The organism is Chitinophaga sp. (assembly GCF_036569185.1).
GTDB lineage: Bacteria > Bacteroidota > Bacteroidia > Chitinophagales > Chitinophagaceae > Chitinophaga.
In genome coordinates, this window is sequence record NZ_DATCRD010000072.1 from 14722 (window position 1) to 40296 (window position 25575).

The window sequence follows — 25575 nt, forward strand, 5'->3', positions numbered from 1 at the left end:
ATGAATATTTTAGAATGAGTTTATAATTTGTAACGCAGGCCAAGGAGGTAGGTTTGTTTGTAATATTCTTTCCTGATCAGTGTTTCGCCAGCTTTGCCCTGGCCGGGGATATCGTCGTTTTGAGGGTTGGTGCCTTTGATAAATATTTCAGCAGGCGTGTTCAGCAGGTTGCCTGCCTTCGCGAAGATGCTGAAATTGTTTTTGAATCTTTTTTCTACTGAGATATCCATCTGTACAAATCCTTTCTGCCAGAGGTCATTGTCGATGTACTGGGCAACAGTAACGATACGCGGACCGGTGTAAGCGCCGGCCAGTTGTGCATCCCAACCATGCTGTATATCCTTGTACAGGATGGAAAGGTTACCGATATGTTCTGATTGTCCGTACAGTGGCCGGGTTTGATCCACCGCAATAGTTTTAATGTCGCCTTTCTCATCCCTTATCCTTAAACTTTTGGAAGTAGTAATGGAAGAATGGGTATAAGTGTAGTTGGCTTTGAAACCTATTTTGCTAAAGAATTTGATATAGTCTATTTCCAGGCCATAGTTACGGGCGGTACCAAAGTTACCGGCGGAATAGTACTGGTCCTGCGGACGGGTAGCATCTGCGCGGATGGTATTTTCAATAGGGTCCTGGATCCTTTTGTAGAATACGCCAAACAATAACTGGTCGGAGTGATTCGGGAACAGTTCATAACGCAGGTCGAAGTTATCGGCGATGGCGCGCTTCAGGTCCGGGTTGCCGCGTTCCTGGTAATCTTCCAGCACAATTTTGGAAGGCACAATTTCAAAGAAGCCGGGACGGTTCAGGGAGCGGAAGTACGAACCGCGCAGGTTCTGGTGTTCGGTTAATTCATACTTCAGGTTCAGGCTGGGCAGTACATCGGTATATACCTGGCTGCCGGTGGGCCGGTCTTCTCCCTGCGGAAAAAGCATATGATAGCCCTGGTTGGTATGTTCCACACGTACGCCGCCGGTTACTTCCAGGTCGGATACTTTGAATTTGAACATGCCGTATCCTGCGCTTGTTTTTTCTGATGCGTCATAGGTAAGCGGGTTACCTACTGCGCCGCCGGGATTCTGGATATCCCATATAATATCTGTGTAGCTGGTAAAGTCCTTACCGTATAACGCTTTTGTATCGGAAGGTCTGAAGGTGTAATTGTTATAGAAACTGCTCCGCTGTTTGTCGCGGTACAAACCGCCTGCAGAGAAATCCACTTTTGTACCGGCGATCCTGGCAGTATAGGTAAGATCTAAATAACCTGCAATGTCGTTATCGGTATTACGTTCCCAGCGACGGCTGCTTCCGTCGATCGTAGTGCGCGTTTCCTGGAAATTGTTGCGCACCCCGTTTAAGGAGATACTGGTATTATCCGGTACTTCATTTCTGGCAGATGAGAATACGGCAGACCACTGCAACTTTAATTTACCGGGAACAATATGATGATCGCCATGCAGGGTGGAGTTGTAGATCTGCTGCGTGGTTTTCCTGGAGCGGCTTTCATAGCTAAGCTGGGCATTTCCTGTTAGCGGGTTAAAGATACCGTCTGATAAATCGGTGGTGATGCCTTCACGGGTCTGGTAGCTTTGCAGGTTCATGTAGGCATTGTAGAGCGACAGCTTATTGTTTTTATTGAATACATAATCTATTTTCCCGTGGAAGCCGCTACGCTGTTGTTGTTCGCTATACTGCCTGTTTTGCATACTGGTAAGCACGGCGTAATGGAGTGTGTCCATATCATGCTTATAGAAGGTGCTGGTAGTACCGCGATAGGTGTTCTGGAAGCTGCCTGCCAGGATCACGCCCAGTTTATCATGCAGGAAACGCTGGCCTATAGATAAACCTGCTACCAGGTTGGGAGCGAAGCCCTTGTTTTTATAATCCAGTGTACCGGTGGCAAAATCTGCCGGGGTGGCTTTGTAGTTTTTGCCATGCATTTCATAAGGTGATTTGGAGTGAATATCACCAGCGTCAAAGGAGGTAAAGCCCTTGTCCAGCACCATCTGGCTGTAACCGGTAGCTACATTGGCGTTAAGGGAGAACCTGCCGGGAGCGTCTTTCATCACCATATTCACTACGCCGCCTACAGCATCGCCTTCCATGTTAGGCGTTAATGATTTGTATACCTCAAGGCGGTCCAGCAGTTCGGATGGGAAAATGTCCAGCGGTACATAACGGAATTTATTATCAGGGCTGGGTATTTTTACTCCGTTGATAAGGGTGTAGTTATATCTTTTATCCATGCCGCGGAGAATGGCATATTGCCCGTCGCCGTTGCTGCTGCGTTCTATGGAAATGCCGGAAACGCGCTGGATCACGTTAGCCACGGTGAGGTCGGGCGATACTTCTATGGCCTGCCCTGATACTACGTTCATTACCTGTACTGATTTCTGCTCCAGTTTGCGCGCGGTATTTTCAGAGGAGGCTTTGGTGCCGCCGGCTATCACCACTTCACTCAGGTTTTTGCTGCTGCGCTCACTGAGGTAGATGTTGAGTGCGAGGTTATCACTTTCCTGTACGGTAACTTCTTTTGTTAATGTTTTGTAGGTAAGATGGGAAATGTGCAGGGTAAATTTTCCTGTGCTGATCTTTTTAAATTCAAAGGATCCGTCAAGGCCGGTAAGGGCTACCAGTTTGGTTTGGTCCAGTACAACGGTGACGCCTACCAGTGGTTCGCCCGTTTTCTGGTCATACACGTGCCCTTTCAGACTGCCGGCGCTGGCAAATGTGGCGCCCAGCAGCAAACATAAAAGCGTTGTTAAAAGTGTTTTCATTTTTGGTGAATTTGATACCGTCCGACTTTGTGTTGAACGACATCGCAAATGTGTGCCGCCACAAAAAAAAATGCAAAAAAGCAGCGTAAGCAAAACGTGAACAGCGTTAACATGGCCGTAAACAAAGCGTAACCAGCGTATACAAACAGGATGTAAGTGGTTGGCAATTAATTGATTGGTTGTAACAAAAAACGCCATTACCATTATGTTACGGCAATATTACCGGAACGTTATGCATTACAGGCTTTGCACAAAAGTGTTGAGCGTATCGCCTTCCGGGATGTTTAATTTTTTCCGGAGGCGGTATCTTGCCACGCGTAAACTATCTGGTGAAATGCCGAGAATGGTAGCCATATCTTTTGAGTCCATATTCATTTTATGGAGTGCCAGTAATTTGATGTCGTTGTTGGTAAGATCGTTGTATAATGCGTTGAGTTTATCGAAGAACACCTGGTGCACCTGCTCAAAGATGCCGGTGAACTCTTTCCACTGTTTTTCGTGGTTTACGTTCTGGTTTATTTTCAGCACCAGTTGCTGCAGTTGTTTCTTCTGGTCCCGTTTATCTTCCTGTACCATTTCGGAGAGGGTATTACGAAGCTCGTCGAGGAACTGGTTCCGTTGGATCACATCCAGCGTATGGGTGGCCAGTTGTTTACTTTTCAGTTCCAGCTGGTCTTTCTGTACACGGTTTATTTCCGCATTCCGTTCCGATACGGTTTGTGCCTGGCTGATCTTGAGCTTCTGGCGGGAAATGGTGAGCAGGCAGAGGATCACCAGCAGTACTACTACAATTACCACTGCGGTATAAATGATGCGGTTTATTTTATGGCTGTTCTCCAGCTGAAGGATCTCATCATTCTTTTTATTGGTGTCGTACAGGATCTGCAGGAAATTCATCTGCTGGTTGTTTTGGGCAGAGTAGATATCGAGCAGGCATTTACGGCTGTATTCCATATAATAATAGGCGCTGTCGTTCCGGCCCTGCAGATTAAAAGCCTTGGCAATGTCTTTACAGGCGGCGGCTTCCTGGTATTTATTATTGGTTTGCTGTGCAATGGCCAGCGCTTCTCTCGAATAGGGCAGGCTGTTTTTGATATCGCCGGTTTTGCGCAGCACATCTCCTATATTATTAAGCACCTCTATGGCGGCTATCCGTTCGTGGCGTATTTCATACAACCGGAGGGCGGTGCGGAAGCAGGAGAGAGCGGTATCGTATTTTGCAAGGTCTTCGTAAATAGTGCCGAGGTTTTCGTAGATGCCTGCTATGCCAAGTGTGTCGCGGGCGCCTTCATATTGTGCAAGGGCCAGTGCCTGGAAGTAACGGGCGCTGTCGTATTGCTGCTGTTTTTCATAGTAGTGCCCTATGTTGCCGTAAGTGGCGGCCATACCGGCGGGATCGTTTACCTGCCGGTAAAGTGCAAGGGCTTTATCGTACTGCATTTTGGCGCCGGGCTTATTAATATTGCGGTAATACAGCTGCCCCATATCGTTGTGCACGGCGGCTTCTGCCGCTTTGTGGCCGGCGCTGGCAAACAGGGTGACGGCCTGCTGGTAGTATTCCAGCGATTTGGCGTAGTGGCCCAGGGTGAAGCAGATCCGGCCCATCTGGCGCAGGCATTTGCCTGCAGTAGCTTCATCTTTATTGGCCATAGCTGTATCGTGTATTTTCCGGAGAGCGAGGAAGGCGGCATCCGGCGATTCCCGGCTAAGCTTCCCTGCGGCGGCCAGCTGCATTTCCAGCGAGTCCTGCGCTGTTGTGGCCATTCCCTGGAAAACGGTTATGAAGAGTACGAAAAAAGCAAAAAAACGTTTCATTTTCAATAGCAGCACCTGTTAATTAAGCATAATCAATCCGCAAAGAATGTTTTTTTGTGTTAACTGTATGTTACCAGATTGCCTGCCGCCGGTATAAAAATGCTTGCTTGCAGATACTATTTTATATATTATTGTGCCACCGGTTACATTTTTGACCCATAAATTAGTTCCAGTTAAATATTGATTATGAAAAAGAGATTTTTAGTTACCATGCTGCTGGCTGGCGGATGTATCGCTGCCAACGCCCAGGAAAAAGCAAAGCCTGAAGATACAGAAGTGTATACCCCGGTGCCGCCTGAGGTGAAGCCCGGAAAGAAATGTGGAGATGCTCCTTCGGATGCCATCATCCTGTTCGACGGCAGCAACCTGGATCAGTGGGTAATGACCGACGACCGGGAGAAACCTGCGGAATGGCTGGTGAGTAAAGGAGTGCTCACTGTAAATAAAAAGACAGGGAATATTGAAACGAAGAAAACCTTTAAGAATTACCAGCTGCATATTGAATGGCGCGTTCCTGCCAATATCACCGGTACCGGTCAGGGCAGGGGCAACAGCGGCGTTTTCCTGGCGTCTATCGGTAAAGGCGATGCCGGTTACGAATTACAGGTGCTGGACTCCTATAATAATAAAACATATACCAACGGACAGGCCGGAAGTATTTACAAGCAGTCGGTACCATTGGCCAATCCTACCCTGAAACCGGGGGAATGGAATACTTATGATGTGATCTGGACAGCGCCCGTATTTGGTGCAGACGGCGCATTGGTATCTCCCGCAAAAGTAACAGTCACCTTTAACGGGGTAGTAGTACAGAATGGCTATGAGCTGAAAGGCCCCACCCAGTACATCGGGCAGGCGGCTTACCGGCAGGCGCATGGCGCCAGCCCTATCAAGCTCCAGGCACATGGCGACAAGAGCGAGCCTTTGAGCTTCCGTAATATCTGGGTAAGAGAATTACCATAAGAAAAAACGAATTTCCAGGAGGGGCTGCCGGTGATGGCGGCCCTTTTTATTTTTATTTTTCCCGCTGTTCCATCATTTTCTTTACTTTTAGTATACGACGTTATGTAAAACAATTCCACTTACCCGGTTTCATGGAGCAGGTACACATTGAGAAAAAATTGTTGTTGAGGGCTGCGGCAGGCCATGAAGGGGCATTTACGCAGTTGTTTTTCCTATACAGGCATAAATTATACAGCTTCCTGCTGCGGCTCACGGAATCCCCGGAAATGACGGAGGATGTAATACAGGATGTATTCCTGAAGTTGTGGAAAGACCGGGAAAACCTGGCGAACATTGAACAGTTTGGCGGCTATATTTACCGGATGGCACAACACCATGCGCTCAATGCATTCCGGCGGATGGCAAAGGAATCGCTGGTCATGGCGGAACTTACCAGGACTACGGAAGCCGCATCTGCTGATGCAGGCGACCAGTTAAATATCCGCGAGGTAAGGGAAAAGTTACAATACGCGCTCGATCATCTTCCCCCAAAACAAAAACTGGTGTATACCCTGAGCCGGGAGCAGGGGTTGAAACACGAAGAAATTGCCCGGCAACTCAATATTTCCCCATCTACCGTTAATAATCATATGATTGCCGCCCTGCGCAGTATACGCCAGCAACTGGGGCCGCACCTGCAGTCCATAACAGGCGCTTCCTGCCTGCTGCTGATCGTGGATAGCTTCCTGTAAAAAATATTTTTTCTTCCACTAGTTATATCCTTTTTCCCGTGTGTCTATTATAGACAGATTCCTGTATAAAGTAAAAGCACTGCATGATTTCAGCAAGGATCCGCTACCTGGCGGCACGCTACTTTGATAACACCTGTACACCGGCAGAAAAGCTGGAACTGGCGGAATGGGTCCGCCGGCAAACGGATGATGCCGTGTTGCAACAGGTTTTAGGTGATGCCTGGGAATCGCATGTACCATTGATACAAATGCCTGACGACATGTCGGACCGTATTGTGGCAGCTATGTTTGGCCGCACCATGGAAACGGTTGCAATGCCGGGAACATCTGAAGCAGCAGTAGCGCCTGTGCGCAGTTACCGCAAAATCTGGTGGGCGGCAGCGGCAGTTTTTCTTTTGCTCGGTGGTATGGGGATATGGTCATGGTCGCACCGGCCATCGCCGGCGCCTGTAGCAGAAAGCAGGCAACAACGGTACAAAAATGAAGTGATGCCCGGCAGCAACCGCGCTATACTCACCCTGGCCGACGGCAGCGTGATTGCACTTGACAGCGCCGGTAACGGTTTGCTGGGCCGGCAGGGCGCCGTAAAGATCATTAAGCAGGCCAACGGGGAACTGGCCTACGTAGGCGATGGCGGCGGCGAAGTGATGTTCAACACCATGAGCACCCCACGCGGGGGGCAATACCACCTCATCCTGCCGGATGGTACAGGGGTATGGCTCAACGCGGCTTCTTCCATCACCTATCCCGCTGCATTTACCGGTAAGGAAAGAAAGGTGATTGTAAAAGGAGAAGCCTATTTCGAGGTAACCGCCAATGCCAGTATGCCTTTCCGCGTAGGTGCAGGAAATACCGAAATAACAGTGCTGGGCACACGCTTTAACGTAAATGCCTATACGGAGGAACCCGCAGTGCGCACCACCCTGGTGGATGGCGCAGTAAGCGTAGCCGCAGGGAAAGCCAGCACAATGCTTCGCCCGCGTATGCAGGCAAAAGTGGGAAAAGATGATGTATTACACGTTACTGAAAATATAGATACCGATGAAATCATCGCCTGGAAAAACGGCTTCTTCCAGTTTACCGACGCAGACATGCCTACGGTAATGCGGCAAATAGAAAAGTGGTACGACGTTAAAGTTTCCTATGAAGGAGCTATTCCTGAAAAGAGCTTTGGCGGAGGTATGCAACGCTCTTTGCCCTTAACCAAAGTACTGGGGATACTGGAAGAGAACGGGGTGAAATTTAAAATAGAAGGAAAAAATATTATTGTTTTAAAGTAAAGCCACGTTACAGATTCAATACGAAAGAACAACACAAATTCCACTGCATAAGCTCCTGTAGTTTATGGGTATTAACTTGTTATGCAAAATAAAGCCGGAAACGCTGATAACATTTCCGGCGGCGTCTGGATAACATAAACAAAAAAGTCGGCGAAGACTCCTTATTCATTCAACCAAACAATGCAAATGTATGCAAATTAATTGTATCGCTCTTTGCAGCCGGACAGCTGTTGCCATGCCCCCAGGGGCCATTTCCCGGACAGGCAGCAGGGTTTCCCGGCATCGCACGTTATGCTCAACCAAAATGCTGTTAGCTATGAAGTTAACGATTCTGTTCACCATGCTACTGCTGAATGTAAGCGCCACCAGCCTTTCACAAACAGTTAGTTTCTCCGGTAAATCAGCGCCACTGAAATCCGTGTTTGCAGCTATCAGGAAGCAAACAGGATACATTGTGTTTTATGACAACCTGCTGCTGAAAAACAGCAAGCCGGTAACGCTTTCCATGGAAAATGCGCCACTGGCCGTTTTGCTGGATGCCGCACTGAAAGACCAGGGGATGACTTTTACTATCCTCGATAGAACCATCGCTATCAAAAAGCGGGAGTTGCTGCCGCTGCCACCCTTCCTGCGATTACTGGCGCCCAGGTGGACCATCACCGGCCGCGTTGTTGATGAATCCAATACACCATTGCCCGGTGTTACCGTATTGCAGAAAGGCACAAATAACGCTACTGTTACCAACGAAGCCGGAGAGTTCCGGCTGGCCAATGTAAACGATGGCGCTGTGATCGTTTTTTCCTACATCGGGTTTAATAAGGAAGAAGTGACGGTGGACCGCCAGTATAACCTGAACGTCCGTCTCACCAAAGCCGCCAACACTGCGCTGGATGAACTGGTAGTAGTGGGCTATGGCACCATGAAAAAAAGTGATCTCACCGGCGCTGTATCTACTATAAAAGGAGATGCCATTGCAGACCGTAAAACCACCCAGGTATCTCAGGCATTGCAGGGCGCCGTACCAGGTGTAATGGTAACCCGCAGCAATAACGCACCTGGCGCCACTGCACAGATCCGCGTGAGGGGTATTACCACTATTACTAATGAAGGCGCTACACCACTCGTTATCCTCGACGGGGTGCCAATAGATGATATCAACTCCATCAATCCAAATGATATCGATAATGTTTCGGTACTGAAAGATGCGGCATCCGCCTCTATTTACGGTTCCCGCGCTGCCGCCGGCGTGATCCTGGTAACCACCAAACGCGCTAAAAACGGCCAGCTGGATCTTAACTACAGCTATGAATACGGTGTGGAAAAACCTACCAAACTCCCCGATTATGTGAATGCGGTTCGTTATATGCAACTCACCAACGAATTGCGGTGGAATGATAACGGCAATAACGCCAACGAATATCCTACCTATACTAAAGATATTGTGGATAACTATGCATCCCTGCATGCAGAGCATCCTGATCAATACCCCAACACCGACTGGAGAGGTCTGATCCTCAATAACAGCGCCCCGCGCGAAAGCCATGCACTCAGTATTTCCGGCGCCGGTAAAGCCCTGCGCTCCAGGGTATCCATGGTATACGACAAAATAGGCGCCCTGTATGATGACCGCTCCTACGATCGCCTCACCACACGTATCAACAACGATATCACCATCAATAAATACCTCACCGCCAGCGTGGATGTGAACTATAAACGCACTATCGTTAAACAACCTACCATTGATCCGATGTATAAAATGGGTATCGCAGCGCCCATTTATGCAGCGATGTGGTCAGATGGACGCATTGGCGCAGGAAAAGATGGCGCCAATATTTATGTGCAAACCAAATACGGAGGTTTTGATAACGACTGGTTTAACCAGCTGGGTGGAAAAGTAGGGCTCGATTTCACTCCCATAGAAGGACTGAAGATCTCCGGCGTGGTGGCGCCGTTCCTGAACTTTGACAAAGGCAAACGCTTTGTGCACAAAGTGCCCTATACTGCTTTTAATAATCCTAACGCCATTTCAGGCTACATTGAAGGCTTAACGGAAACCAGGCTGGAAGAAGTGCGCAACGACAGCTACCGTTATACTACACAATTCATCGCCAATTACAATAAACAGATCAGAGACCATAGCTTCAGCCTCATGGGCGGTTATGAATATTTCAAGGCATTCAATGAAGACCTGGGCGCTTCCCGCGGTCAGTATGCACTCAGTAATTATCCCTACCTGAACCTGGGCCCGCTCGAGTTCCGCGACAACAGCGGCAGCGCCTATGAAAATGCGTACCGCTCCTGGTTTGGAAGGATTACCTACAGTTATAAAGACAGGTACCTGTTCCAGGGCAATATCCGTTACGACGCCTCTTCCCGTTTCGCCGCCGGTTATCGTTGGGGCTCATTCCCTTCTTTCTCCGCCGGCTGGGTGATCTCGGAAGAAAAATTTATGAAGTCAACCGCACCCTGGTTATCCTTTGCAAAACTTCGCGCCTCCTGGGGCTCGCTGGGTAATGAGCGCATCGGCAACTATCCTTACCAGGCATTGCTGCGCTTTGAAAATAATTCCCTGTTCTATAAAGGCAATACCGCTGTATCTGCCCAATCCGCTGCGCAATGGCAATATGCCATCCGCGATATCTCCTGGGAAACCACGCATTCATGGGACCTCGGGGCCGACCTGAACTTCCTGGATAACAGGCTGCGTTTTACCGGCGATTATTTTAAGAAAACTACCAACGATATCCTGCTGGAACTGGAAATCCCCGATTATATCGGTTTCGATAATCCTTACCAGAATACCGGTAAAATGTATACTACCGGCTGGGAAGCACAAGTAGGATGGAGCGACCGTTCCGGTGATTTCCGTTATAGTATATCCGCAAACATTTCCGACTTCATCTCCAAAATGGGGGACCTTGGAGGTACAGAGTTTATTGGCGATAACATTAAAAGAAAAGGCAGCGAATTCAATGAATGGTATGGATATGTATCCGATGGCATTTACCAAACCCAGGAAGAAGTGGATAAATCGGCAAAGCTCAATGCCAATGTGAAACCCGGTGATATCCGCTACCGTGATATCAGTGGCCCGAATGGCGTACCAGATGGTAAAATTTCACCTGAATATGACCGTGTACTGCTGGGAGGTTCATTGCCCCGCTACCAGTACGGTGTTAGCCTGAACGGCGGATTCCGTAACTGGGACTTTGGCATTGTGTTCCAGGGTGTAGGCAAACAAAACTCCCGTCTCACAGAGGATATGGTGCGCCCGCTCCGCGAAAACTACGGGAATTTCCCGGCTATACTGGACGGCAATTCCTGGAGCAAATACAATACGCCGGAACAGAACCAGGCCGCCAGGTATCCACGCTACACCAATACTTCTGCGGGTAACAACTATGCCATGTCCGACTTCTGGATGATCAACGGCGCATATTTCCGCCTGAAAAATATCAACGTGGGTTATTCCATGCCTAACGATTGGGTGAAGCGGGTTCATATACAGGGCGTTCGTATATACGGCAGCGTTAGCGACCTGTTGTCGGTCCATAATTTCCCGAAAGGGTGGGATCCGGAACAGCCGGGATTGGGCTATCCTATCACTACCAGTTATGTTATTGGCGCATCTGTTAAATTCTAAAATTCCACGAACATGAAGCAACTTACTCTCATAGCCGGCATCACCTGTATGCTCTTCAGCGCCTGCGGCAGCCTGGATCTTAACCCGTTGTCCGACGGCTCCAGTGAAACCTGGAATTCCAATGCGGAAGAAATTGAAATGTCGCTCAACGGATTGTATAAAATTAATTTCTGGATGAAGGACAGCGACGAATGGACGGACGACTTTATATACCGCGATGTTACTACTCCTGTTACTGGTGCTACCATTAATGGGGAAACAGATTTTGTGAAAGACTGGTGGAGGGATACGTATAAAGCGATAGCACGCACCAACAATATCCTGCAAAGCATTTCAAGAGCGGATAAGGTATTGTCTGCCGACCAGATTGCCCGTTATACCGGCGAAGCCCGGTTTGTAAGAGCGTGTATGTATTCCCGTTTGTTGTCGCACTACGGTAATATTATCTATACAGAATCCATGCTGGATATTGACCAGGCTTTGCAGCTGAAACAAACGGACAAAGCCACTGTGTTGAAAAAGATCTATGAAGACTTTGACTTTGCAGCTGGTATCCTGAAACCTTCCTACGGTGGGTCAGAACTGAAGCGGGCCACCAAAGGCGCTGCCCTGGCCATGAAAGCCCGTATTGCGTTATACATGGGCGACTGGGCCGTGGCACGCGATGCCGCTAAAGCATGTATGGACCTGGATATATATAAGCTGCACGATAATTTTGGCAACCTGTTCCTGCCGAAAACAAAGAACTCTGTGGAAACTGTTTTTGGCTTACCAAGATCAGTTACATTAAAAGTTACTTTCGACGACTGCCAGAATTTTGTATCGCGCAACGCCGGTGGCTGGGCTGCCAAAGACCCGTCCTGGGACCTGTTCTGTAGTTTTTTATGTAAAGATGGATTGCCGGTAGATGAATCACCTTTATTCAATCCCCGCCGTCCGTTCGATAACCGCGATCCCCGCTGCGCCGCTACTATCGTGGAATTCCAGACACCTCACCTGGGATATGTTTTCCAGCCGCACCCGGATTCCGTAAAGGTATTGTCTGTATCCGATAACAAATACGTGGAGAATAAAGATACCCGCTCCATTGCGCAGTATGCATCCTTTAACGGGCTGTTGTGGAAGAAAGGCGTGGATGGCGACTGGCTCCTGAACTCCTGGAAGATAGAGCCTGATAATATCATTATCCGTTTTGCAGACGTATTGCTGATTTATGCAGAAGCAAAAACAGAGCTGGGTGAAACCGATCAGGCCGTGCGTGATGCCATTAATAAAGTAAGGGCGCGTGCCTACGGTACCGCATATACGAATACGGCTGCCTATCCTGCAGTAACTGCTACTGATCAGGCCGCGCTGCGTAAAATTATCCGTATTGAAAGAAGAATGGAATTTGCCATGGAAGGCATCCGCTATATGGATCTTATCCGCTGGAAACTGGCTGAAAAAGCGCTGAATAAAGCCAACTATGGTTTACTGGACCCTGCGGATCTGCGTACAAAAATAGTACAGCAGGGATTGTGGTTCTTTCCGCAAACACCGGCGGTTGATGAAGATGGCTTAGCTGATTTTACGGCAATGTATAACGCCGGCCTGGTAAAACAGATCACCGTGCGCAAGTTCGATGCCACCCGTCAGTACCTGTGGCCTATTCCGTCGACAGAAGTGCTCACCAGTCATTTAACCCAGAATCCAAATTACTAAGCGATAGCATGAAACAACGGAATTATCTGGCAGCAGCAGTTATCACCTTCGGTATGCTGGGTGCTGCCTGCAAAAGTGAGAAAGCAACGGCGCCGCGTTCCTACAGTGGCATTTACCCGCAACTGGCCATGTACAACAAAGAAGGCGAATGTGGCACCGGTGCCGTAGTTCCCTGGGCGGGAAAACTTTGGGTAATCACCTATGGCCCGCACCTGCCTTTCGGCTCGTCTGATAAATTGTATGAAATAACACCGGAGCTGAAACAGGTAGTACGGGAAGAAAGCATAGGCGGTACGCCAGCCAATCGCATGATCCATCCGGAGAGCCGGCAGTTGTTCATAGGGCCTTATGCCATAGGGGAAAATGGCCAGGTGCGCGTAATACCCTATACTGCCATGCCCGGCCGGCATACCGGTAATGCCCGTCATCTTACTGATCCTGCCGGAAAAATTTATTATGGCACCATGGAAGAAGGATTTTATGAAGTAGATGTAAAGACCCTTCAGCCCACTTTATTATATGAAGATGGAAATGTAAAGAACAAAAAGGGCGCAGACACTACCGCCAACACACCATCGGCGTTATTGCCGGGGGCGCATGGTAAAGGGTTGTATTCCGGCCAGGGCGTATTGATTTATTCCAACAATGGGGAGCCCGGGCCTAAAGCGCTCACACAATTTGATATTGAAGCCGGGTCCTTATCAGAGTGGAATGGGAAAGACTGGAAAGTAGTGCGCCGGAATCAATTCACGGAAATCACTGGTCCGGGTGGCATCTCCGGAAATAAAAATCCGGCTGCTGATCCGATATGGGCCACCGGTTGGGATCATAAATCCGTTTTACTCGGCTTGCGTGACCAGGGAAAATGGAGCTTTTTCAGGTTACCCAAGGCCAGTCATAGCTACGATGGCGCGCACGGCTGGAATACAGAATGGCCGCGCATCCGCGACGTAGGCACTGATAATAACCCGGATTACCTGATGACCATGCACGGCATGTTCTGGCATTTTCCGGGCACTTTTTCTACCGGGCATACTGCGGGTATCCGTCCCCGTAGTGCCTACCTGAAAGTAATAGGCGATTTTACCCGTTGGCAGGATCAGTTGGTATTTGGTTGTGATGATGCTGCGCAGAAAGAATTTCTCAACAAGCGCACCGCCAAAGGAAATATTGAAGGCCCGGGACAATCCAATTCCAACCTCTGGTTTACCTCCCTGCAGCAACCGGACAGGCTGGGCCCTAATACCGCTGAAGGCGCTGTATGGCTGAATGATGCAGTAACAGCATCACAACCTTCAGAGCCCTTTCTGTTTGCCGGCTGGCCTCATCGCAGCGCACGGATCACACATAACGGCAAACAACCTGTTGCATTTACCTTCGAAACAGATAACGGCGATGGCAACTGGACCATTGCACAAAAGATAACCGTATTGCCAGGCAAAACCGGCGACATTGCTTTTCCTGAGAATATGCCCGGGGAATGGATCCGTATCACCGCTGCACAACCGGTAGTAGCTACGGCGCATTTCTTCTATGCCGCCAACGATACCCGTAAAACTACGCCTGCCGCCATTTTCAATGGGCTGAGCAAAGTAACGGACGCTGTTTCCAACGGTGGGTTGTTATATGGCCTGGGCAACGATCGCCGTGCACTTGGCATCCTGGCGCAGTCGTATAAAAACGGGGACCCTACTGAAGAAGGCTATTACGAACTGGATGGAGATATGCATCTCGTAAAAAAAGACGATCCGAAAACGGCAGACTTTATCCGGCAAAAATTTGCCATCCCGCAACAGGCTATAACCGTTGAAGCAGGCAGCGTGCTGATCACAGACGACAAAGGCCGCAGGTGGCGGTTGCCGCTGGGCGATGATGCCTTTGCCGGGCTTACCGGCAAAGCGGCATTGCGCATTTGCCGCGAGGTATCTACAGAAAGGGATCTGTTCAACTGCATGGGCACCTTTTATGAATTGCCTGCGGAAAACGCCGACGGCTATGCGAAAATAAGACCGGTAGCGTCGCATCCTTTCCGGATCAACGACTACGCCGCTTACCGTGGTATGCTGGTGATGACGGGCATTGCGCCGGGTACAAAAGAAGGAGCGCACATCATTGTATCAGACGATAAAAAAGCGATGGTATGGGCCGGCGCTATTGACGATCTGTGGCAGCTGGGCAGGCCCACCGGGCATGGCGGTCCGTGGAAGGATGCGCCGGTAGAAGCAGGCAAGCCTTCAGATCCTTACCTTACCGGGTTTTATTCACAGCGGCAGTTGCAGTTATCACATAATGCAGGTACGCCGGTTGAATTTACCATTGCCATTGACCCGGTTGGCACCGGCGTATGGATGAATTATAAAACGGTGACAGTTGCACCGGGTGAAACATTTAAATGGCAGTTCCCTGATGGCTTTGAATCGCGCTGGATCCGTTTCACTGCCAATAAAAATTGCCGTGCTACTGCATGGCTGGATTATAACTAAACAGCGAACATGAAATACATAGTGGCTTGTTTACTGATATGGTGTTGCCAGGTAACCAGCGGGATGACTCCCGTTGAAGATACCAACGCCGTGAGAGATGTGCTGGATAACCGTGCATTGTTGCCGGTGGCAGCTTCGTATAAAACATATCGCGTCAGCGATACAGCGACTTACGAGCTGCAGCTGGCGCTGGATCAGGATAACAGGCCACTGTATTATTGCCGTCATATTTTTACGCCGGTTTGTTATACGGGAGAATGTAAACCGGTATACATCAATCTTTACTGGGACCTGCTGGGCAATTATATCCGTTATGACCTGCCTGCAAAGGAAGTGCTGACCAAGCTGGATCACAGGGAATTTAAGCAGGAGGATTATGAAAAACTGCAGGAGATATTAGCCAGGCCCAATTCATTGCTGGCTGATCTGGCGATCACTGATCTTATTGTGCCGGGAACAGAAAATCTTACTGATTCGGTGGATGCCCATACCGGCGCCACGCTGAAAACCATTAAGAATGAAGTGATCTCCGGCGCGGTATACACCTGCTATACCTTATGGCATATGGCGCACGGGCCAGTAACAGATGAGATCATACGCATTACAGAAACGTATATCAATCCTGCCCTGCTGCACCGTTTTTTAAGATCGGGAAATTATGCATACCAGTACAAAGCACTGGAACGCGTAATGGACAAAAGCGGGAAGATAACCCCTGGTTTTGAAGATGATATCCGTGCACTGATCAACGGCAAGAATATTTTTATTGCCCGGCATACCTTACAACAGGTACATCCGGGTTTTATTACCGGTGTCAAAGCACAGGAGTGGTTATGGAATACGTATAGCCGTAGCAGTTATCCATTACAATTAACGGTATTACATAAGCTGGCCACGGTACCCCTGAGCGATGCGATGGCAAAGCATCTTGCCACGGCCGGCGCCGCCGCCAATGAAGAGCAGTTCCGCCTGATCATAGCGGCCTTACAGGCAACGCCGCGGCTGCCGGTAGCGGTTATGCAGCAACTGGCCGGCCAGCTGAAAAGTGCGGATGAAGGGAAAGCTGCTGCTATCCACAATTTGCTGTTACAACGGCAACCGGTGAATAACACTATAAAAACAATGATCTATGAATATGAACAAACGCTTCCGTCAACTGAAAAGTAGCTGGCTGCCGGCAATGCTGTTGTGTTTATGCACACAGTGGTTGCAGGCGCAGCAACGGATATTTGTGGAAACAGAATCTTTCGCGCAGAAAGGCGGCTGGGTAATTGACCAGCAGTCGTTTCCTGTAATAGGCTCTTCCTACCTGATGGCCCATGGCATGGGCCGGCCGGTGAAAGATGCCGTTACCACTGTCAATTTCCCGGAGAAAGGCACCTATCGCGTATGGGTGCGTACCAAAGACTGGGCGCCTTTCCCGAAGGGACCGGGAAAGTTCCGGCTACTGGTGAATGATGCGCCGGTGAAAACTGTGTTTGGTGAAAGCGGCGATGATAAATGGAAGTGGTACGACGGAGGGGAGATCACGCTGCCTGCGGGACCCGCAAAAATAGCGTTGCACGACCTTACCGGGTTTAACGGCCGTTGCGATGCGCTGATGTTTACCACCGGCAAATTCACCCCGCCGGATGATATAGCTACACTGGGTGCATTGCGCCGTGAACTGCTGCATTTAACGGCTGCGCCAAAAGAAGCCGGGCATTTTGACCTGGTAGTGGTAGGCGGAGGCATTGCCGGTACCTGTGCCGCCATCTCCGCTTCCCGGATGGGTTTGAAAGTAGCGCTGATACAAGACAGGCCGGTGCTGGGTGGCAACAACAGTTCAGAAATACGGGTGCACCTGAAAGGGGATATCGACAAAAATTATTATCCCAAGCTGGGCCGCATTGTAAGGGAGATGGACAACGGGGATCCCGGTAATGGTAATCCCGATGCGCAGGAATATGGCGATGCCCGGAAAATTGAGATCGTTAAAGCAGAAAAAAATCTCACCTTGTTCCTGAATACCTATGTATTCAAAGCAGAGAAAGAAAAAGACCGTATTGTAGCGGTTACCGGCCGCGATATTGCCACCAACCAGGAAACACGTTTTACCGGTACCTATTTCTCCGATTGTACCGGCGACGGTACCCTGGGCTACCTGGCCGGCGCGGCTTTCAGAATGGGCCGGGAAAGCAAGGCAGAAACGGGCGAGTCGCTGGCGGCAGAGAAACCCGACAGCTTTACGCTGGGCACTTCCAACCTGTGGGCATCGCTGCCAACAGACAGCATAACCACTTTCCCTGCTACGCCATGGGCGCTGCAGTTTTCAGACGAATATCATATTGACGCCTCTAAGGCCGACTGGGAATGGGAAACAGGTTTTGGCAATTTCAATACGATCACCCAGGCAGAGCAGATCCGCGATCATAACCTGCGCGCTATTTATGGCAACTGGTCATATCTTAAAAACAGCAAGCCGGAAAAGTATGGTAAGCAGCAGCTGGCATGGGTGGCTTATATCGGCGGCAAGCGCGAATCCCGGAGGATCATCGGGGATCATATCCTTACGCAGATGGATATACAGGAAGGCAAAATGTATCCTGATGGCGCAGTAACCGCTACCTGGACCATAGACCTGCATTTCCCGGACCCGGTTAACAAAAAATATTTCGAGGGACAGGAGTTTTTTGCCGGCACCAAACATATCAGGGTAGCGCCCTACACTATTCCATACCGTTGTCTTTATTCCAAAAATATCAGCAACCTGTTTATGGCAGGAAGGAATATCAGTACCACGCACGTAGCCTTTGGCAGTACCCGCGTAATGCGCACCTGTGGCATGATGGGAGAAGTAGTAGGCTTTGCCGCCTATGTGGCTAACAAATATCATGGCAGTCCGCGGAGCGTATACGCCGATCACCTGCCGGAATTAATGGATCTGCTTAAAAATTAAACATGTACGCCGTTTATTTCCTGCTGCTGTTGCAAACCATCTCAGCGCCGCCTTCCATGATACAACTGGAAGGCAGCGCGCAGGGCACTACCTGGCATATCCGGTATGAGGATGTACAGCAGCGGGATCTTACGCCGCAGATCACCCGTATTCTCCGGGATATTGATCAGTGTTTATCCGTTTACCGGGAAGACTCAGAGATCTCCTTATTCAATCATTCTCTTTCCATCGGGTTCCAGCTGCCTTATTTTTACCCGGTGCTGAAAAAGTCGGCCGAGATATACGCCGCTACCGGCGGTGCTTTTGATCCTACGGTAATGCCGCTTACCGCTGCATACCGCAAGGGAAAACGAACGCATACCCCCTGGTGGGAAAAGGCTGATTCCCTGTTGCAATACGTAGGCTTTACCCGCATCCGCTTTGATGAATATGGCGTGCATAAATTAAAGGAAGGCGTGTGCCTCGATTTTGACGGGATTGCCCAGGGTTATACAGTAGATGTTTTAGCCGCATTGCTGGACAGCAACGGTATCTGCAACTACATGGTAGAGGTAGGTGGGGAAGTGCGCTGTAAAGGGCTTAAAAACGGCGCGCCGTGGACCATCGGGATAGATAACCCATTGCATCCATCGGGCAGACTGGCTACCGTACAACTGCATAATATGGCTGCTACTACTGCTGGTAATTACCGCGATCATTACGAAGTGAACGGCGCAGTATCCGGGCATATTATTCATCCCAAAACGGGTTATTCCACACCGGATTCACTGTTAAGCGTGACCGTATTTTCAGCAGATGCCATCACCGCAGATGGATATGATACCGCTTTTATGGTAATGGGCGTAGCCGGAACAAAGCAGTTCCTGCAGCAAAGGAAAGACCTGGAGGCGTATTTGGTGTACATTGGTACAGATGGGGAAATGAAGGTGTGGATGACGGAGGGGTTGAAGGAATTTATTAAATAGCGATAGTAACCTGACCGTTATGAAGAGCTGCCGGTAAAGGCGGCTCTTTTTGTTTTATTATGTAGTACCGGTTTTATGGCAGCCGTGTATTTTAGGGAGTATAGAAATATTGTTTGCCAGATTAACCCGGAAGGAGTTCTTCTATTAATTCTAATTACCGTTTTCCATCATTATCGCAGTTAAATAACGCCATTATTACAGGTGGCGACCCGGAAAAATATAATTGATATATTTTATCAATTAATTGATTATTTACATAAATTATTGTAACTTTATGAGAGTACTGCATATAGCCTCCGGAAGGTACATGGAGGCACGTATTACGGTTCTTAGAAGAGAAGAATTAACGGATACTGTAGGGAAAAGATTTGATTTCGATTGGAGAAGAGAGCTGACATTTGATGTTTACAAGATCACATTTATCAATGATGATTATATTCTTGGCTTAATATCCACTCAAATTAATCTGGGAGAAAGGAGATTTGAGATAAGGTTGCTGGAGTTGTCCAGGGAAAATGTAGGCGCTTTTAAGGAATACGACAGGCTGGCAGGTTGCCTGATTGCTTTTGCCTGTAAGTTGTCATTTAAAGAAGGGTTAGATGGCTTTGTTTCTTTGATTCCCAAAACGGTATTAATATCTCATTACATGAAGAAGTATTTTTTTTCTCCAATGGGAGTGCAGCTTTATGTTGAAGGAGAAGTTGCTGTAGCCCTTATTATGGAATATTTAGAAAACGATTAATTATGAGGAAGAACAGGATAAGTGGAGAGCTTTCTGCGGATAACATTTATCCACATGGGCTTTCCAAGGAACAAAAAGCCACGGCAGATAAGGAAATGGCTGCTTTCCGTATGGAACGATGGAAGAACATGACCAAAGAAGATCATCTCCGGGCAGATCTGTTACAGGTCAAATACAAGATGGAGGATGTTATTGAATCCCTGGAATATCATGGTACCATGCATTTCGGCTATTTCCTTTCCGCCTACATCCGCGCTGTACAAAAGAAGCAAAAGGAATTCGCGGCAGAAATCAGCATTGATGAAACCCGTTTAAGCCGTATTATTCATAATAAAGAATTCCCCAATGATGAGCTCTTTATACGGCTGGAGCTGCATTCCAATAACACCATACCTGCGCTTAGCTGGTTCCTGCTGGCAGAGAAGGAAAAGGCGCATAATATCAGCACCAATAAGGAACTAAGAAAAAGGGAAAAGAAAAATGTGCATAAAACTATTGCAAAAAGATAACCAGGTATCAGCAGGTCATTATCCCTGCGGACAATGACCTGCTGATACAGGATCAATGTATTTTGATGACCTGCCCGGTACCAGCTCCAAGTATGCTTTTAATATACCCGCTTACCACCCGCTCCATGGTTACCGGGATCTGCCCGGGAAAGTAGGGGAAATACCCGGGAGAATCTTCGACTACGGTTGGGCTCACAGCGTTAATACGCACTCCATTTTCCAGCTCAATGGCTGCCGCGCGTGCAAAAGCGTCAATTCCTCCGTTCGCTACCGAGGCATTGGCCCCACTCCGTACCGGGTCTTCTGCAAGTGAGCCGGAGGTTAATGTAAATGAGCCCCTGGGATTGATGTAATGCTGACCGATGAGCACCAGGTTGATCTGTCCCATTAGCTTGCTATGGATACCGATGTTGAACTCCTTATCGGTAGCCGTTTTCAATGGACCGAAATAAGCATCTCCCGCCATAGATACCAGCGCATCAAATGAACCGGCCTGTTTGAACAGGTTTTCAATAGAAGCAGGAGAAGTAAGATCTGCCTGGATATCGCCACTTTTAGAGCCAACCTTAATGATTTCATGGTCCTTTTCAAGGGCGCCTGCCACCCGCTTTCCGATTGTACCGGAGGCGCCTACAATGATAATTTTCATATGCCTTGCTTTTATTTTATAAAGAGAAATTACGTTTATTGCTGTTAAATGGGTACGCTCACATTTGAGAGCTGGATAAGGAAATGCTCATACGTATTTAAGCCATATTTAATAGATACAGCTTAACTCCGGCCCGGATACGGCTTATATTGGGAGGAGATACGGCGGAAACAGGGAGTATCCATACTGTAGACCAGAAGTGCCTATACAGGAGCCCCTGCTTTAGTTGTTACCGCTTCCTTCCCACAAACCTTACTACGGCTCCTTTACCTGCATGATGAATGCCTTCTGCCAGAAACGTTTCCACTTCTTCCAGCAGGATGATGTCATAATCCTCAAAGTCTGCCATTAATTCCGTTTTTGAAAACAGCATATCGATATCTTTGGGACCACCAACTTTAGGATCTGCAAGCTGCAGGTGGATATGCGCTTTGCTGAAGGCTTCGAAAATAACGATTCCACCGGGTTTAAGGAAATTATTCAGCTTCCTGTGGAGCAGGGATTTTTTGCCCGCACCAAAATGTGCATAAATAAGGGCAACAGCGTCGAACGATGCCGGTGGAAAGGTAAGCTGCTCCAGGTCGCCCACGATGTAATCTATACTCACATGCTGCTCTTTTGCCAGTAATAACGCTTTGGAGCGCCCTTCCGCACTCAGGTCCGTAGAGGTTACTTTCCATCCCAGCTGCGCCGCAAACACGCCATTGCGGCCTTCGCCGTCGGCAGGCAGTAGGATGGCGCCCGGCTCAAATTGCTCCAGCCATTCTTTAAAGAACAGGTTAGGCGTTTTGCCATAGGCATACTCCGTATTTTTATACCGGGTATCCCACATGTTTTTGTATGCTTCATCCCAGGATTGATTCATGTCCCTTTGTTTTTTATACTAAATGAAAGAAACGGTTTCTCATCTCCACAAAAGTAAACCAACAAATAAATGCGGGGATAGGACAAAAATGCAGTTATACAGGACTTATCTGAAATTGTGCCTGAATGCTTCCGGGGAATGCCCGGTATGCTTTTTAAAGAACCTGATAAAATAGGAAACGTCTTCGTATCCCAGGCGCCAGGCTACCTGGTTTACCTGGTCGGATGTTGCCAGCAGGGATCTTTTTGCTTCCAGTATGATATGTTCATTGATAACGTCTGAGCAGGTTTTTCCCAGGGTGGCTTTTGTGATGGCATTGAGCTGGTAGGGGGAAAGGTTTAACATATCTGCATATTCCGATACCTGCTTGTGCTCAAAGATATGTGTTTCCAGGAGCGACAGGAAATCGTCCAGCCGTTCCTGCGCATAAAGGTTATTCTTACGGGGTGCAGCGCTGTTATTCTCGCGCAGTAATTCCACAAAAAGGATATACATACTTGCCTTTATCACTTCCTGGTGCCGCTCCTGTTGGGCGGTGTATTCCTGGAAAATGGAGGTTAGTATGGCAAACAGCTTCTGGAATTTAGCAGCGCTGAACTGGTAGTGGTTAATATGACTTGTTTTGCACAATAGCCTGTTGGACGCCTGGTCCAGGGAAGTATAGAATGCCCCGTGAAACTGCATCAGGTAGCCTGCGCTTCCGGTCTTCAGCACCAGCTGATGCACCTGCCCCGGATGCATAAAGAAAACGGAATGATCGCCTACGGGGTAGGAGGTAAAGTCAATTTCATGGGTGCCTTTGCCTTTTTTTAAGGCAAGGAGGTAAAAGAAGTCGTGGCGGTGGAGCTCCTGTATCATGTCTTTCCCTCCAAGCATGCCTTCCACATCTCGGATATGGAAACTGTTGGCCAGTTCCGGTGTCGTTTCTGCTGTATTAATATGCCTGACTGGTATTCCTTCCATACAAAACTATATTTACCAAAGGTACTACAAATACTTTTTTACCACCGGGATCTTCCTCAGGAGGGATACTGTTCCCCAGCTCAGCGCGGCCGATATCATAAAGGTGACGAGGAATTTGGCGATAGCAGGTAACGGTATCTCCAGTAAATAATACTGGCACCATACAATGAAGATATAATGCACCAGGTAAATACCGTAGGCGTTGGCAGAAAGGGACTTCCACCAGGCATTTGTTTTATTCAGCAGGCTTTTGAAAGTGGTTAGGAAAGCAATGCAGCTCATGGTGCATGACAGTACCCACACCGGCCTGTAAATAAAGTTGGCCTGCAGCCCGCTCAGTTGTTGCCGGTGGATCATTTGCAGCAGGGGCGCTTCGCTGCACTTCAGCGCTGTATATATCACTATACAGCTGATCATCCAAAGCGGCCATTTTTTTACAAAAGCAGCTTTGTCGGCAAACAGGCCGTTAGCAAGCCCCGGTGCGCCAATCACTATTCCCAGCAGGAAGTAGCCCGCGTATAGCAGCACCCTGCTCACCTGGAAATCGAACGGGCCGATGCCGGTCCATGCGTAGGGCGATACAAATTGTATAACAGGAATATAAAGCAGCAACGTATATACATACCATAGCAGGACTGTTTTTACCGGCCGCTGTTTTTGCGCTGCAAGGAAATTACCAGCCTTGTTAACAGCGTTCTTTACCAACCGATAGCATAAGGCAAAAATGAGGTTAAAGGCGAACAGTACCCAGATGAACCAGGGTGGCCCTACCGGCCATGCTTCTACCGTAAAAAAATCTATCATATAGGCCTTTACGTTATATTGCCAGGTAGCCAGCAGGAAAGAAGGATAATAGGCAATCAGCATCAGCAGGGTAACGCCGGCTATAAAAGGAATGAACAACCGGTAAAACCGGTCGCGGATAAATATCACAATGGTTTTGTTTTGCAGGCTGTTCATTATAAAGATGCCGCTGATCAGGAACATCAGCGACATAAAAAAGATATCGTTAAAGTCTTCAAAGATGTCCAGTCCCTTCCACCGGGCAGTGTCCACTACGGGGTTGGTAGAAAGGATATAGGCGCTTTTATTGAAAGAGGCAAACGTGGTATATGCCAGCGATGAATGGTGGGCTACCACCAACAGGGTAATAAATGAGCGCAGGTTATCTATCCAGCTGTTCCTGACCGTGGGCATATGCATACTTTGCTTTACAGACGGAAGATAAAGCAAAAAGTTGCAGGGTTATCCCTGCAACTTTTCCAGCGGAGATAATTTTTTTAATACCCCGGGTTCTGCACAATTTTCGGATTACGGTCTATTACATCCTGTGGCACGGGGTTCAGGTACATTTTAGAAGTGAACACATGTGGATGATTCAGTGGCACAATTTCATATTTCCATACGCCTGCATTGTTATTGGGTGAAGTATTGGTGATCTTCATGGCATGCTTATCCACATTCATGACAGTGCTGGCGGTTTTCCAGCGGATGATATCATAGAAGCGTTTATTTTCAAAACAGAGCTCCACCCTTCTTTCATGATAAATCGCGTTACGCATTTCCGCCTGCGATAAGCCCGGCGCCAGATCAGGCAGGTTGGCTCTTTTGCGCACCTGGTTGATAGCCTTGTATACAGTGGCATCCGGACCTGCTGCTTCATTCTGCGCTTCCGCATATCCCAGCAGCACTTCCGCGTAACGGTAGTAGATGAAATTGGCGCCGCTCACCGCGCCGCCGCCCGGGCGTACTAAAGGATTGAGGCGTTTCTTAAAGTAATAGCCGGTGTTGCCCACATCGTCGGTACCAAAATCAATCTGGTTTTTGGAGGGATGTACTTTGTCGATCCGCGTGTAGATAGTATCGCCTTTATCCATCCAGGCCATTTTATAGGGGGCGCCATCGTACACGATCCAATCGTAGAAACGTTTTTCGCGACCTATATACGGACGTTGCGGATCATAACCGGAAGTGGGATCCGTGATGGGTTTACCGTTGGCCATGTAGAACTGGTCTACCAGTTCCTGTGTAGGGCAGTAGTTGCCCCAGGTATAATAGGCGCCGTTGATCCATACGGGGCCACCGTATTGCTCAAAAGAGGATCCCATAATGTTGGCTACTACCTGCCGGTCCCATACCACTTCCGAATGATATTCATTGGCTTCATACCAGATAGCGGAAGGATCGGGAAACAGGTCATATACTTTACCGTTGCCATACAGATCGATGAACTGTTTGAAAGTGGCGGCGGCGGTGGCCCAGCGGCCCGCATCGAAGTTATTATAGCCGGCTATTTTGTTGGGATCATTACCGGCGGCGGGTTGCGCGGCGTTGAAGGCGGGACTGGCTGCATACAGTTCCACCCATCCTTTCAGGGCCAGTGCGGCGCCCAGGGTAGCGCGACCAGCATCTGCATCGCCCTTGTTATATTTAGGCTGCAGGTATCCGTTTTTGGCAATAGAGTCCAGTTGCGTGGTAATGAATGTCACAGTTTCGGCAAACGTGTTCCTCGGGGCATAGATCATGGAGCTGTCCATAGTACGGCGGTCGG

General features: G+C 48.6%; 18 protein-coding genes. 11 read left to right on the forward strand and 7 right to left on the reverse strand.

Annotated elements, in window-relative coordinates:
• Positions 1-20: 20 nt before the first annotated feature.
• Positions 21-2777 (reverse strand): TonB-dependent receptor, encoded by a 2757-nt coding sequence (locus VIM72_RS05250; RefSeq protein ID WP_332001816.1) that lies wholly within the window; start codon positions 2775-2777, stop codon positions 21-23.
• Between the two features lie 237 nt (positions 2778-3014).
• Positions 3015-4541 (reverse strand): tetratricopeptide repeat protein, encoded by a 1527-nt coding sequence (locus tag VIM72_RS05255; protein ID WP_332001817.1) that lies wholly within the window; start codon positions 4539-4541, stop codon positions 3015-3017.
• 237 nt (positions 4542-4778) lie between these two features.
• Between VIM72_RS05255 and VIM72_RS05260 the strand changes: the two genes are divergently transcribed.
• The 11 genes from VIM72_RS05260 (at position 4779) to VIM72_RS05310 (ending at position 20547) form a co-directional block, all read left to right on the forward strand.
• The gene (locus VIM72_RS05260) at positions 4779-5555 is read left to right on the forward strand and encodes a DUF1080 domain-containing protein (RefSeq protein ID WP_332001818.1); all 777 of its coding nucleotides are present in this window, start codon (positions 4779-4781) and stop codon (positions 5553-5555) included.
• 131 nt (positions 5556-5686) lie between these two features.
• Positions 5687-6286: an RNA polymerase sigma-70 factor gene (locus VIM72_RS05265; protein ID WP_332001819.1), complete on the forward strand. Its 600-nt coding sequence runs from the start codon at positions 5687-5689 to the stop codon at positions 6284-6286.
• 83 nt (positions 6287-6369) lie between these two features.
• On the forward strand, positions 6370-7566 hold the full coding sequence (locus tag VIM72_RS05270) for a FecR family protein (protein WP_332001820.1): 1197 nt from the start codon (positions 6370-6372) through the stop codon (positions 7564-7566).
• 316 nt (positions 7567-7882) lie between these two features.
• Positions 7883-11209, forward strand: coding sequence for a TonB-dependent receptor (locus tag VIM72_RS05275; protein ID WP_332001821.1), 3327 nt, complete (start codon positions 7883-7885; stop codon positions 11207-11209).
• 12 nt (positions 11210-11221) lie between these two features.
• A complete protein-coding gene (locus VIM72_RS05280; protein ID WP_332001822.1) occupies positions 11222-12910 on the forward strand; it encodes a RagB/SusD family nutrient uptake outer membrane protein in 1689 nt (562 codons plus the stop codon).
• Positions 12911-12918: 8 nt separating this feature from the next.
• Positions 12919-15393 carry a hypothetical protein gene (locus VIM72_RS05285; RefSeq protein ID WP_332001823.1) on the forward strand — a complete coding sequence of 825 codons (2475 nt, stop codon included), beginning with the start codon at positions 12919-12921 and terminating at the stop codon, positions 15391-15393.
• A 9-nt stretch (positions 15394-15402) separates the two neighbouring features.
• Positions 15403-16560 carry a hypothetical protein gene (locus VIM72_RS05290; RefSeq protein ID WP_332001824.1) on the forward strand — a complete coding sequence of 386 codons (1158 nt, stop codon included), beginning with the start codon at positions 15403-15405 and terminating at the stop codon, positions 16558-16560.
• Positions 16523-18331 carry an FAD-dependent oxidoreductase gene (locus tag VIM72_RS05295; protein WP_332001825.1) on the forward strand — a complete coding sequence of 603 codons (1809 nt, stop codon included), beginning with the start codon at positions 16523-16525 and terminating at the stop codon, positions 18329-18331. Before VIM72_RS05290 ends, VIM72_RS05295 begins: the two co-directional genes overlap by 38 nt.
• Before the next feature lie 2 nt (positions 18332-18333).
• Positions 18334-19296 (forward strand): FAD:protein FMN transferase, encoded by a 963-nt coding sequence (locus VIM72_RS05300; protein WP_332001826.1) that lies wholly within the window; start codon positions 18334-18336, stop codon positions 19294-19296.
• 274 nt (positions 19297-19570) lie between these two features.
• Positions 19571-20038: a hypothetical protein gene (locus tag VIM72_RS05305; protein WP_332001827.1), complete on the forward strand. Its 468-nt coding sequence runs from the start codon at positions 19571-19573 to the stop codon at positions 20036-20038.
• Between the two features lie 2 nt (positions 20039-20040).
• Positions 20041-20547: a hypothetical protein gene (locus tag VIM72_RS05310; protein ID WP_332001828.1), complete on the forward strand. Its 507-nt coding sequence runs from the start codon at positions 20041-20043 to the stop codon at positions 20545-20547.
• Positions 20548-20599: 52 nt separating this feature from the next.
• Here the strand turns inward: VIM72_RS05310 and VIM72_RS05315 are convergent, their stop codons facing one another.
• The 5 genes from VIM72_RS05315 to VIM72_RS05335 form a co-directional block, all read right to left on the reverse strand.
• On the reverse strand, positions 20600-21196 hold the full coding sequence (locus VIM72_RS05315; RefSeq protein WP_332001829.1) for a short chain dehydrogenase: 597 nt from the start codon (positions 21194-21196) through the stop codon (positions 20600-20602).
• A 229-nt stretch (positions 21197-21425) separates the two neighbouring features.
• Positions 21426-22061, reverse strand: coding sequence for a class I SAM-dependent methyltransferase (locus VIM72_RS05320; protein ID WP_332001830.1), 636 nt, complete (start codon positions 22059-22061; stop codon positions 21426-21428).
• A gap of 105 nt (positions 22062-22166) precedes the next feature.
• Positions 22167-23024 carry an AraC family transcriptional regulator gene (locus tag VIM72_RS05325; protein WP_332001831.1) on the reverse strand — a complete coding sequence of 286 codons (858 nt, stop codon included), beginning with the start codon at positions 23022-23024 and terminating at the stop codon, positions 22167-22169.
• A 24-nt stretch (positions 23025-23048) separates the two neighbouring features.
• Complete coding sequence (locus tag VIM72_RS05330; protein ID WP_332001832.1) at positions 23049-24221, reverse strand: acyltransferase; 1173 nt, start codon at positions 24219-24221, stop codon at positions 23049-23051.
• Positions 24222-24304: 83 nt separating this feature from the next.
• Positions 24305-25575 (reverse strand): RagB/SusD family nutrient uptake outer membrane protein (locus tag VIM72_RS05335; RefSeq protein WP_332001833.1); only part of this gene is annotated, 1271 nt, incomplete at its 5' end.

Coding starts and splice junctions, on each gene's coding strand:
- VIM72_RS05290 (WP_332001824.1), top strand. CDS start 15,403: ATGAAATACATAGTGGCTTGTTTACTGATATGGTGTTGCCAGGTAACC.
- VIM72_RS05280 (WP_332001822.1), top strand. CDS start 11,222: ATGAAGCAACTTACTCTCATAGCCGGCATCACCTGTATGCTCTTCAGC.
- VIM72_RS05315 (WP_332001829.1), bottom strand. CDS start 21,196: ATGAAAATTATCATTGTAGGCGCCTCCGGTACAATCGGAAAGCGGGTG.
- VIM72_RS05320 (WP_332001830.1), bottom strand. CDS start 22,061: ATGAATCAATCCTGGGATGAAGCATACAAAAACATGTGGGATACCCGG.
- VIM72_RS05255 (WP_332001817.1), bottom strand. CDS start 4,541: ATGGCCACAACAGCGCAGGACTCGCTGGAAATGCAGCTGGCCGCCGCA.
- VIM72_RS05260 (WP_332001818.1), top strand. CDS start 4,779: ATGAAAAAGAGATTTTTAGTTACCATGCTGCTGGCTGGCGGATGTATC.
- VIM72_RS05295 (WP_332001825.1), top strand. CDS start 16,523: ATGAATATGAACAAACGCTTCCGTCAACTGAAAAGTAGCTGGCTGCCG.
- VIM72_RS05330 (WP_332001832.1), bottom strand. CDS start 24,221: ATGCCCACGGTCAGGAACAGCTGGATAGATAACCTGCGCTCATTTATT.
- VIM72_RS05325 (WP_332001831.1), bottom strand. CDS start 23,024: ATGGAAGGAATACCAGTCAGGCATATTAATACAGCAGAAACGACACCG.
- VIM72_RS05275 (WP_332001821.1), top strand. CDS start 7,883: ATGAAGTTAACGATTCTGTTCACCATGCTACTGCTGAATGTAAGCGCC.
- VIM72_RS05250 (WP_332001816.1), bottom strand. CDS start 2,777: ATGAAAACACTTTTAACAACGCTTTTATGTTTGCTGCTGGGCGCCACA.
- VIM72_RS05285 (WP_332001823.1), top strand. CDS start 12,919: ATGAAACAACGGAATTATCTGGCAGCAGCAGTTATCACCTTCGGTATG.
- VIM72_RS05305 (WP_332001827.1), top strand. CDS start 19,571: ATGAGAGTACTGCATATAGCCTCCGGAAGGTACATGGAGGCACGTATT.
- VIM72_RS05270 (WP_332001820.1), top strand. CDS start 6,370: ATGATTTCAGCAAGGATCCGCTACCTGGCGGCACGCTACTTTGATAAC.
- VIM72_RS05310 (WP_332001828.1), top strand. CDS start 20,041: ATGAGGAAGAACAGGATAAGTGGAGAGCTTTCTGCGGATAACATTTAT.
- VIM72_RS05265 (WP_332001819.1), top strand. CDS start 5,687: ATGGAGCAGGTACACATTGAGAAAAAATTGTTGTTGAGGGCTGCGGCA.
- VIM72_RS05300 (WP_332001826.1), top strand. CDS start 18,334: ATGTACGCCGTTTATTTCCTGCTGCTGTTGCAAACCATCTCAGCGCCG.